The sequence below is a fragment of the Actinomadura roseirufa genome, from assembly GCF_900659635.1.
Taxonomy (GTDB): Bacteria; Actinomycetota; Actinomycetes; order Streptosporangiales; family Streptosporangiaceae; genus Spirillospora; species Spirillospora roseirufa.
The window spans coordinates 1-8,866 of the sequence record NZ_CAACVB010000284.1 but is presented as its reverse complement, the minus strand read 5'-3'; the positions used below and the strand labels follow the sequence as shown (position 1 = coordinate 8,866).

Here is an 8,866-nt window from a genome sequence, read left to right as displayed (position 1 = left end):
CGCGCTGGAGCGATCCGCTCCGGCCGTCGCGGCCGGCGGCACGGGCCGGCCCGCGGGGAACGGCGGCGGCGGGGGCGGGCCGGTCCCCGTCGCCGCCGGACCCACCGCGGCGGGCCGGTACAAGTGGGGGCGGCCCATCGCGTCCGAGGATTTCCGGGGACGGAGCCTCAACCCCCGCGACTGGGAGGTCTACTCCGGGCGCTCGGGCGACGGGCGGCGCGACCCGCGGCAGGTGAAGGTGGCGAACGGCGCCCTGCAGATCACCGGCAAGCCGGACGGCACGACCGGCGGCGTCGCCTGGATGCGCGGCGCGCAGAAGCGCGGCCGGTGGGAGGCGCGGATCCTGCTGAACCGTGCCTGCGCCTGCTACAACGCCAACCTGCTCCTGTGGCCCGTGCACGGGGGCGGCGGCAGTGACCCCAAGGGCGGGGGCGGCGAGATCGACTACATGGAGACCTATGGGGACAACGGCCTGCGCAAGTCCACCAACTTCTTCCTGCACTACGGTCCGGAGAAGAAGCCCAAGACCCTGAACGCGCGCGTGAACGTCGACCTGACGAAGTGGCACGCGTTCGCCGTCGAGTGGAACGGCTCGGGCATCACCGGCTACGTCGACGGGCGGCGCACGTTCCACACGACCAAGCGCGCCGCGATGCCCCCCGGCGCGATGGGGCAGGCCATTCAGCTCGACTTCTTCCGCTCCCTGACCCGTAAGACGGCCAAGGGCGTGGACCTCGGGACCAACGCGACCCTGTTCGTGGACTGGATCCGCATGTACCGGCCCTGAGCCCCACCGACCACCATGTGGGCGCCGCTCCCTCCCTTTCGGCCACCGGGGGGCGGCGCCGTCGGCGTTCCCGCACGGGGCCTGCGAATCGAGGGCCGTGGTGGCGGGCGCGCGGGCCGTCAGCGGACGATCTGCCAGTTCCCGTTCTCGCGTTGGAGCGTGTACTCGGCCTGAAGCGTGCTCACGGTCATGGAGCCGCTCGTCCAGCGCAGGGACGAGAAGGGGATCAAGGCCTCCTCGCCGACGATCCGCCCGCCGCCGACCTCCACGGTGCGCAGCGCCTGCCGCTCCATCGGGCGGACGAGGTGCGGGGTGTTGCGCACGCCCTGCGGGCAGTCGCCGCGCAGCGCCGGCCCCTTCACGAACGCGCCGCCCTCGGCCACGTACCGGCAGACCGCCGGGTCGCCCGCGGCCTGGCCGCGCAGGAACGCCCGCAGCGCCGCGCGGGCGCCCTCGATGCCCGGCTGCGTTCCCGGGGCCGTCTCCACCGCGGCGCTCGGCGTCGGCGAGGACGGGACCGTGAAAACGGTCTCGGCCTTCGGATGGTCGTCGCCGCCGCAGCCCGCCATGAGGAACGGCACGGTGAGAAGGGCGCCCGTGAGAAGGGCGCCGCCGCGCTCCGGGGAGCGATAAGCCATGGTCAGCCTTCCTCGGCGGGTTCTCCGCGCGTACTTCGAGGGCCGTCGCCGCCGCTTTCGGTTGATCGGGGGGCGTTGCGAACATTAACGCCCTTCGCGACCGTTCGCCAGCCGGGGAAAGGACGTCCAGGTCACGATCGGCCGCACGGATTCCTCGCCTGAGGCCCCCCTTTCGCCCGTCCGGGGTCCTAGGGCCCTACGGCGGGAAATTGCCCGTCCGTAGCGTTCTGGTCATCGCAGGACCGATACGAGCCGACCAGGAAAGGTGAAGTTCTCTCATGAGGAAAAGCGTGAAGCTGGGCGTGACCGGGGTGCTGGCCACGGCGGTCGTCGGCGGCGGCGTCGCCGGGACCTACGCGGCGCTCGACGGCGCCGGCGCGCGGAGCGGCACGGCCCGTCCCGTCGCCGCCGCCGAGAAGGCCGCCCCGGCGGTCCGGCAGGACGTCCGGCTCGTCAAGGCCGGGACCAGTACCACCAAGCTCGCCTCCAAGGCGCCCGGGTACAAGTGCATCAAGGCCGACCGTTACCACGTGTACCAGACGGTGACCGGCTCCAAGCACTACGAGTGGCACGCGATCCTGGAGTACTGCTACAACGGCAAGAAGGTCAAGCTCTCCAGGGCCTACCACCGGCTCGCCAAGGCCCAGTTCAACGTCGACGACCAGTCGTTCGACACCCGGCCGCTCTTCAACAAGGCCCACTCGCAGCTGACGATCCTGTTCTACGGCAAGGTCGCCTGGACCACGCCGTGGGGCTCGGGTTTCAACTACCCGAAGATCCAGTACCGGGTCACCGCGAACGGCAAGTACACGATCAAGTTCTGGAAGTAGGACGCGGCGCTCTCCCAGGATCCGCCGGGGAGAGCGCTCGCGGCGGGCCGGCGACCGACGTGAGGATCGTGGACGTGCTGGGGTCGAGGACGCGGCGGGCCGCCGTCATCGCCGGCTGCCTGCTGGTGGCGAGCGTGCCGGGCGGCGCGCTGGACGGCGGTCTGGTGCCCTCCTCCGGGGGCGGGCACGGGTGGCCGGCGATCGGCGTGCGGCCCGGGGGCTGGGGCCGTCCCGTCGCATCCGACGACTTCTCCGGGAACGCCCTCGACCGCGGCGCCTGGGAGGTCTACGACGGCCCCGGGCACGCCGGCGCGGGGCGGCGCAGCCCCCGCGCGGTGTCGGTCCGGGACGGCGTCCTCACGATCACCGGGTGGCGCGGCGGGACGACCGGCGGGATCGCCTGGCGGCGCGGCGCCCGGCGGTTCGGCCGCTGGGCGGCCAGGATCCGCCTGTCGCGCGGCTGCGCCTGCTATCACCCCGTCCTGCTGCTGTGGCCCGTCAACGGCGGCGGGGGAGTGAGCCCCGCCGGCGGCGGGGGCGAGGTCGACTACACCGAGACGATCGACGACGGCCGGCGCCGGCACACCGCGTTCTACCTGCACTACGGCCCCGAGGACGGCGAGCGGCGCCTCGCCGCCCGGGTCGCCGTCGACATGACCCGCTGGCACGTGTTCGCGGTCGAGTGGACGCCGGCCGGGATCAGCGGTTTCGTCGACGGGCGGCGCTGGTTCCACACCGCGGACCGGGCCGCGCTCCCGCCCGGCCCGATGGGCCAGACGATCCAGCTCGACTGGTTCCCGCGCGACCGCGCGAGGACGGCCGCAATTGTCGACTCCGCCGCACCGGTAACACTGCAGGCTGACTGGATACGGATGTACCGGCTGTAATCCCGTGACGACTGTGACGGGCTTGTGTGCGATGAGTCAATCCACTACGCATGTGCACCGTGGTTCTCCGGCTTCCCTTCTCCGGACATCCCCGCCCGGTGCGGAGAACCGCTTGAGAGGTGTGCCATGGATCCGCAGCGACTGAAAGATAACTTCGCCCTGGTGGGTGCGAACGGAACAGAGGTTGCGGAGTACTTCTATGCCGATTTGTTCGCCCGGGATCCGCAGCTCAGATCATTGTTCCCCGCGGCGATGGCGAAACAGCACGAAAAACTGCTCGCGGCGCTCTCGCATGTCGTCTCGACGGTCGAGGACACCGACGGGCTCGTGCCCTACCTGCGCGACCTCGGGCGGCGGCACGGCGGCTTCGGCGTCCGGCCCGAGCACTTCCCGCAGGTCGGCGCGAGCCTGCTGGCCACCCTCGCGTTCTTCAGCGGGCCGGCGTGGGACGACGACCTCGAACGCGACTGGCAGGCCGCCTACGGCCTCGTCGCGGAGGTCATGTCCGGGGCCGCGGCCGAGCCCGTCGGCTGACCTGTCGTGGACGCCCGACGCCTGAAGGACAGCTTCGCCCAGGTCGCCGCGCAGGGCGACGCGGTCGCCCTCTTCTTCTACGCCGACCTGTTCGTCCGCCACCCCCACCTGCGCGACATGTTCCCCATCGGGATGACCGGGCAGCGCGACAAGCTGCTGCGCGCCCTCGGCCACATCGTCGCCCAGGTCGAGGACCTGCCGCGGCTGGTCCCGTTCCTGCAGCAGCTCGGCCGCGACCACCGCAAGTTCGGGACGCTCGCCGAGCACTACCCGCACGTCGGCGCCAGCCTCCTGGCGACGCTGCGGCACTTCTCCGGGACGGCCTGGACCGACGAGCTCGCCGCCGACTGGAACGCCGCCTACACCCTCGTCGCCAAGGTCATGGTGGAGGCCGCCGACGAGGACGCGCTGGCCCGGCCCGCCTGGTGGAACGGCCAGGTCGTCGCGGTCGAGCGGCGGCGCTTCGACATCGCGGTCCTGCGCGTCCAGCCGGACCGGCCGCTGCCCTACCTGGCCGGCCAGTCGGTCGCCCTGGAGGTGCCGTCCCGGCTGCGCAGCTGGCGCTACTACTCGATGGCGAACGCGCCCCGGGCCGACCACACCGTCGACTTCCACGTCCGGCTCGTGGACGGCGGGCCCGTCAGCCCCGTGCTGGTCCGCGGCACCCAGACCGGTGACCATGTCCGGATGGGCGCGCCGGTCGGCACGCTCACCCTGGACGAGTCGTCCGGACGGGACGTCCTCCTCGTCGCGGGCAGCACCGGCCTCGCGCCGCTCAAGGCGATCCTGGAGCAGCTCGCGCGCCGTCCCGCCCCGCCCCGCGTGCACCTGTTCTTCGGCGCCCGGGACCGGGACGGGCTGTACGACCTGGAGGACCTGACCAAGATCGCCAGCGGATGCCCCTGGCTCACCGTCGTCCCCGCCGTGTCCGAGGAGTCCGCCGGGCACGGGTTCTCCACGCTGCTCCAGTCGGGCGGCACCGAGATCGAGTACGGGAACCTGCCCGACGTCGTGGCCAGGCGCGGCCCGTGGAGCGGGCACGACGCCTACGTGTGCGGCCCGGGGGCGATGGTCGAGCAGACCGCCGGCCGGCTCGCGCTGCTCGGCGTCGAGCGTGAACGCATCAGGCTGGAAACCTTCGCAGACGCACTGAGGTGACCCCGTTGAACTCCCCGAACCTTCCCGTGGTGTCCGAGGGCTCCCGGCTGACGCCGGGCGAACTGCAGTCGGTGGTGTTCCCGCGGGCCGCCCTCGGCAGGCGCGGCTACGACGAGGAACAGGTCCGCACCTTCCTGCAGTACGTCGAGCGCGAGCTCGTCCAGATCCTCAACGACAAGGCGTCCCTGGCGGAGGAGGTGACCCGGCTGCGCTCCGAGGCCGCCGGCTCGCAGCCCGGCGTGATGGCGCCCGAGGACGCCCACTTCCAGGCCGTCCGGATCCTGTCGCAGGCCCAGCAGACCGCCGACCTGTACGTCGCCGACGCCGAGCGCTACACCCGCGAGCTCGCCCACGAGGCCCGGCTGCACCGGGAGGCGATCCTCTCCGACGCCAAGGGCCGCGCCGAGCAGCTGCTGGAGGCCGCGCACCGCAGGGCGTCCGAGGTCGCCGAGGCGGCGGTCCGCACGGCGGGGCAGCCCGTGCCCGCGGCCTCGGGCGCGCACGCCGCGCCGGTCGCCCCCGACGAACGACGCAGGATGGAACAGGAGATCGCCTACCTGCGAACCTACAGTGACGTGTACCGGACGCATCTGCGCTCCTATCTCGAGGCCCTTCTCCGGAACGTCGACGAGTGGGAGAGTTCCGAGCGGGCATCCCTGCCCAGGGGAGCCCCGGAGCCGCCGCCCCGGGGCTGATCCCGCGCGCTCGTCCCCCGGACGGGCGTGTTCGCGTGATCGGGGGGTCAGCGCAGCGTGTTCGGCGCAGGGGCGCCGGTCTGGAAAACTGGGGGCGCTATGGAATATCTGATCGTCATCGCAGGGCTGGTCGCCGTCGCCCTGATCGTCGGCGGGGTCGCGTTCCTGCGGCCCGGCCGCCGCCAGCGCCCGCCCGTCGAACCGGCGCAGCGGCACGGCGGCGCGACCGCCGTCGACGAGGCCGAGGCGGCCGCGCCCACCATCGAGCGGCCGCCGCCGACCGTGGCCACCCCGCCGCCGCCCACGATCGAGATCGAGCAGCCTCCCCCCGGCGCCGGACGGCTCGTCCGGCTGCGGGCCCGGCTCGCCCGCTCCCAGAACGCGTTCGGCAAGACCCTCCTCGGGCTGCTGTCGCGCGAGACCCTCGACGACGACGCCTGGGAGGAGATCGAGGACACCCTCATCACCGCCGACATGGGCGCCGCCGTGGCCCGCCAGGTCACCGACGACCTCCGCACCCGTGTCCAGGTGCTCGGCACGCGCAGCCCCGAGGAGGTCCGCGCGCTGCTCAAGGAGGAGCTGGTCAAGCAGATCGGCGCCGACCTGGACCGGACGCTGCGCACCGAGCCGCACGGCAACCGCCCGGCGGTCCTCATGGTCGTCGGCGTCAACGGCACCGGCAAGACCACCACCTGCGGGAAGCTCGCGCGCGTCCTGGTCGGCGACGGCCGCACCGTGCTGCTCGGCGCCGCCGACACCTTCCGCGCCGCCGCCGCCGACCAGCTGGAGACCTGGGGCTCGCGGGTCGGCGCGCAGGTCGTCCGCAAGGACGAGGGCGCCGACCCCGCCAGCGTCGCCTTCGACGCGGTCAAGCAGGGCATCGACACCAAGGTCGACGCCGTGATCGTCGACACGGCCGGCCGGCTGCACACCAAGACCGGGCTGATGGACGAGCTCGGCAAGGTCAAGCGCGTCGTGGAGAAGCAGGCCGACGTCGACGAGGTCCTGCTCGTCCTGGACGCCACCACCGGGCAGAACGGCATGCAGCAGGCCCGCGTGTTCGCCGAGGTCGTCAACATCACCGGCGTGGTCCTGACCAAGCTCGACGGCACCGCCAAGGGCGGCATCGTCGTCCAGGTGCAGCGCGAGCTGGGCGTCCCGGTGAAGCTGGTCGGCCTGGGCGAGGGCCCCGACGACCTCGCTCCCTTCGAGCCCGGCGCGTTCGTGGACGCCATCCTCGGAGACTGACCGGCCCCTCCCCACGAGGCCCGCGCCCCCCACCGGCGCGACCGCGCCCCGCGACCCGACCACGGTCGCGGGGCGCCCGCCTTTTCTCCGTACCTTTCCCCGGCACCGGAACAACGACCGGAGAAAGGGACGGTGAGGGGTCCGAAACCTCCGCGAAACATCGCGGCGCGGGGTTTCACGCCGGTGAAACACGGGAGCCGACCGGACGAAACGGTGACCCGGGAATCTGCTCGACAGTCCCACGTATTTCCGGTCGAGGAGGGCACTCCCCGAGATGAAGATCGATACAGGCGCCACCGCGTGGATGCTCACGTCCACGGCGCTGGTGCTGCTCATGACGCCCGGGCTGGCCTTCTTCTACGGAGGCATGACCCGCGCGAAGAGCGTTCTCAACATGATGATGATGTCGTTCGGGAGCATCATCGGCGTGACCGTCCTCTGGGTGCTGTTCGGCCACTCGCTCGCGTTCACCGACAACGGCAGCTCATTCCTCAACAAGTTCTTCGGCGGTTTCGACGCGGTCGGCCTGAAAGGCGTCGCGACCCAGGTCTCGGAAGGGCTTTCGCCGGACCGGAGCGACAACATCCCGACGATGGTGTTCTCCGCGTTCCAGTTGACCTTCGCCGTCATCACCGTCGCGCTCATCAGCGGCGCCATCGCGGACCGTGCCAAGTTCGGCGCGTGGATGGTCTTCAGCGTGGCATGGGCGACGCTCGTGTACTTCCCCGTGGCGCACTGGGTGTGGGGGACCGGCTGGCTCAACAAGCTCGGCATCGAGGACTTCGCCGGCGGCACCGTCGTGCACGTCAACGCGGGGTCGGCGGGCCTGGCGCTCGCCCTCGTCCTCGGCCGCCGCCGGGGCTGGCCGAAGGAGCCGATGCGCCCGCACAACCTCCCGTTCGTCCTGCTCGGCGTGGGGCTGCTGTGGTTCGGCTGGTTCGGCTTCAACGCCGGCTCCGAGCTCGCCGTGGACGGCACCACCGGCCTGGCGTTCATGAACACCCAGATCGCCGCCGCCGTCGCCGCGGGCGCCTGGCTCGTGGTGGAGCGGATCCGCGACGGCCACGCCACCACGCTCGGCGTCGCGTCCGGCGCCGTCGCCGGCCTGGTCGCCGTCACCCCCGCGGCCGGGTTCGTCGACCCGTGGGCCTCGATCGTCCTCGGCGCCGTCGCGGGCGCCGCCTGCGCCTACGCGGTGGGGCTGAAGTACCGGCTCGGCTTCGACGACTCCCTCGACGTGGTCGGCGTCCACCTCGTCGGCGGCGCGATCGGCGCCCTCTCGCTGGGCCTGCTCGCCGCCTACCCGTTCCTGCCCGGCCAGCACAAGGGGCTGCTGTACGGCGGCGGCTTCCAGCAGCTCGGCCTCCAGGCGCTCGGCCCCGCGGTGATCGGGCTGTACTCCTTCGCGGTGGCCTGGGTGATCGGGAAGGTCATCGACGTCACCGTCGGGTTCCGCCTCGCCGAGGAGGACGAGGCGACCGGCGTCGACGTCACCGTCCACGCGGAGACCGCCTACGACCTCGCCCTCACCGGCGGCGGCGCGACCCGCGCCGCCCTGCCCCGCGTCCCGCCCGCCGGCCCGGCCGGCCCCGGCGGGACGACCCCGGAGACCGAGATCACCGAGACGAAGGTCGAGGCCGGCGCGTGAAACTGATCACTGCGGTCATCAAGCCGTTCAAGCTGGAGGAGGTGCGGGCCGCCCTGGAGGCGGCCGGGGTCAGGGGCCTGACCGTCAGCGAGGCCAGCGGCTACGGCCGCCAGAAGGGCCACACCGAGGTCTACCGCGGCGCCGAGTACCAGGTCGACCTCGTGCCCAAGCTGCGGATCGAGGTCCTGGTCGAGGCCGAGGACGCCGACGACATCATCGACGTCATCGTCAAGGCCGCCCGCACCGACCGGATCGGCGACGGCAAGGTGTGGGCGGTGCCGGTCGACTCGGTGGTCCGGGTCCGCACCGGCGAGACCGGCCCGGAAGCCCTCTAGGAGACGAACCGGAGGAGACGAAGGTGACCCTGTCCCGGCCGGGCCCCCGGCGCACGGCCGCCGGCCCGTCCCGCCCGCCGGCCCGCTCCGCCCTCGCGGCGGCGCG

Annotated in this window: 10 protein-coding genes; 9 read left to right on the top strand and 1 reads right to left on the bottom strand. The window is 72.5% G+C overall.

The features are described 5' to 3' along the window. Positions 1-787 (top strand): glycoside hydrolase family 16 protein (locus E1291_RS35095; protein ID WP_131742370.1); only part of this gene is annotated, 787 nt, incomplete at its 5' end. 119 nt (positions 788-906) lie between these two features. Here E1291_RS35095 and E1291_RS42605 read toward each other — a convergent pair. Then, positions 907-1,425, bottom strand: coding sequence for a hypothetical protein (locus tag E1291_RS42605; protein WP_165495446.1), 519 nt, complete (start codon positions 1,423-1,425; stop codon positions 907-909). Positions 1,426-1,703: 278 nt separating this feature from the next. On the opposite strand from E1291_RS42605, the gene E1291_RS42600 reads away from it, so the two are divergent. The 8 genes from E1291_RS42600 to E1291_RS35055 all read left to right on the top strand — a co-directional run bounded on the left by E1291_RS42600 (position 1,704) and on the right by E1291_RS35055 (position 8,760). After that, a complete protein-coding gene (locus E1291_RS42600) occupies positions 1,704-2,255 on the top strand; it encodes a hypothetical protein (RefSeq protein WP_165495445.1) in 552 nt (183 codons plus the stop codon). Between the two features lie 74 nt (positions 2,256-2,329). Continuing rightward, positions 2,330-3,142: a glycoside hydrolase family 16 protein gene (locus tag E1291_RS35085; protein ID WP_165495444.1), complete on the top strand. Its 813-nt coding sequence runs from the start codon at positions 2,330-2,332 to the stop codon at positions 3,140-3,142. Positions 3,143-3,268: 126 nt separating this feature from the next. After that, positions 3,269-3,676 (top strand): globin domain-containing protein, encoded by a 408-nt coding sequence (locus E1291_RS35080; RefSeq protein WP_131742368.1) that lies wholly within the window; start codon positions 3,269-3,271, stop codon positions 3,674-3,676. A gap of 6 nt (positions 3,677-3,682) precedes the next feature. After that, positions 3,683-4,834: a globin domain-containing protein gene (locus E1291_RS35075; RefSeq protein ID WP_131742367.1), complete on the top strand. Its 1,152-nt coding sequence runs from the start codon at positions 3,683-3,685 to the stop codon at positions 4,832-4,834. Positions 4,835-4,839: 5 nt separating this feature from the next. Further along, positions 4,840-5,529 carry a DivIVA domain-containing protein gene (locus tag E1291_RS35070; protein WP_165495442.1) on the top strand — a complete coding sequence of 230 codons (690 nt, stop codon included), beginning with the start codon at positions 4,840-4,842 and terminating at the stop codon, positions 5,527-5,529. Between the two features lie 99 nt (positions 5,530-5,628). Next, positions 5,629-6,777 (top strand): signal recognition particle-docking protein FtsY, encoded by a 1,149-nt coding sequence (gene ftsY, locus E1291_RS35065; protein ID WP_131742365.1) that lies wholly within the window; start codon positions 5,629-5,631, stop codon positions 6,775-6,777. A 274-nt stretch (positions 6,778-7,051) separates the two neighbouring features. Then, complete coding sequence (locus E1291_RS35060) at positions 7,052-8,425, top strand: ammonium transporter (protein WP_131742364.1); 1,374 nt, start codon at positions 7,052-7,054, stop codon at positions 8,423-8,425. Continuing rightward, positions 8,422-8,760 (top strand): P-II family nitrogen regulator, encoded by a 339-nt coding sequence (locus E1291_RS35055; protein WP_131742363.1) that lies wholly within the window; start codon positions 8,422-8,424, stop codon positions 8,758-8,760. Before E1291_RS35060 ends, E1291_RS35055 begins: the two co-directional genes overlap by 4 nt. The last annotated feature ends 106 nt before the right edge of the window (positions 8,761-8,866 follow it).

Excerpts from the sequence above, each read along its gene's own strand:
- E1291_RS42605 (WP_165495446.1), bottom strand. The coding sequence starts at position 1,425 with ATGGCTTATCGCTCCCCGGAGCGCGGCGGCGCCCTTCTCACGGGCGCC.
- E1291_RS42600 (WP_165495445.1), top strand. The coding sequence starts at position 1,704 with ATGAGGAAAAGCGTGAAGCTGGGCGTGACCGGGGTGCTGGCCACGGCG.
- E1291_RS35080 (WP_131742368.1), top strand. The coding sequence starts at position 3,269 with ATGGATCCGCAGCGACTGAAAGATAACTTCGCCCTGGTGGGTGCGAAC.
- ftsY (WP_131742365.1), top strand. The coding sequence starts at position 5,629 with ATGGAATATCTGATCGTCATCGCAGGGCTGGTCGCCGTCGCCCTGATC.
- E1291_RS35060 (WP_131742364.1), top strand. The coding sequence starts at position 7,052 with ATGAAGATCGATACAGGCGCCACCGCGTGGATGCTCACGTCCACGGCG.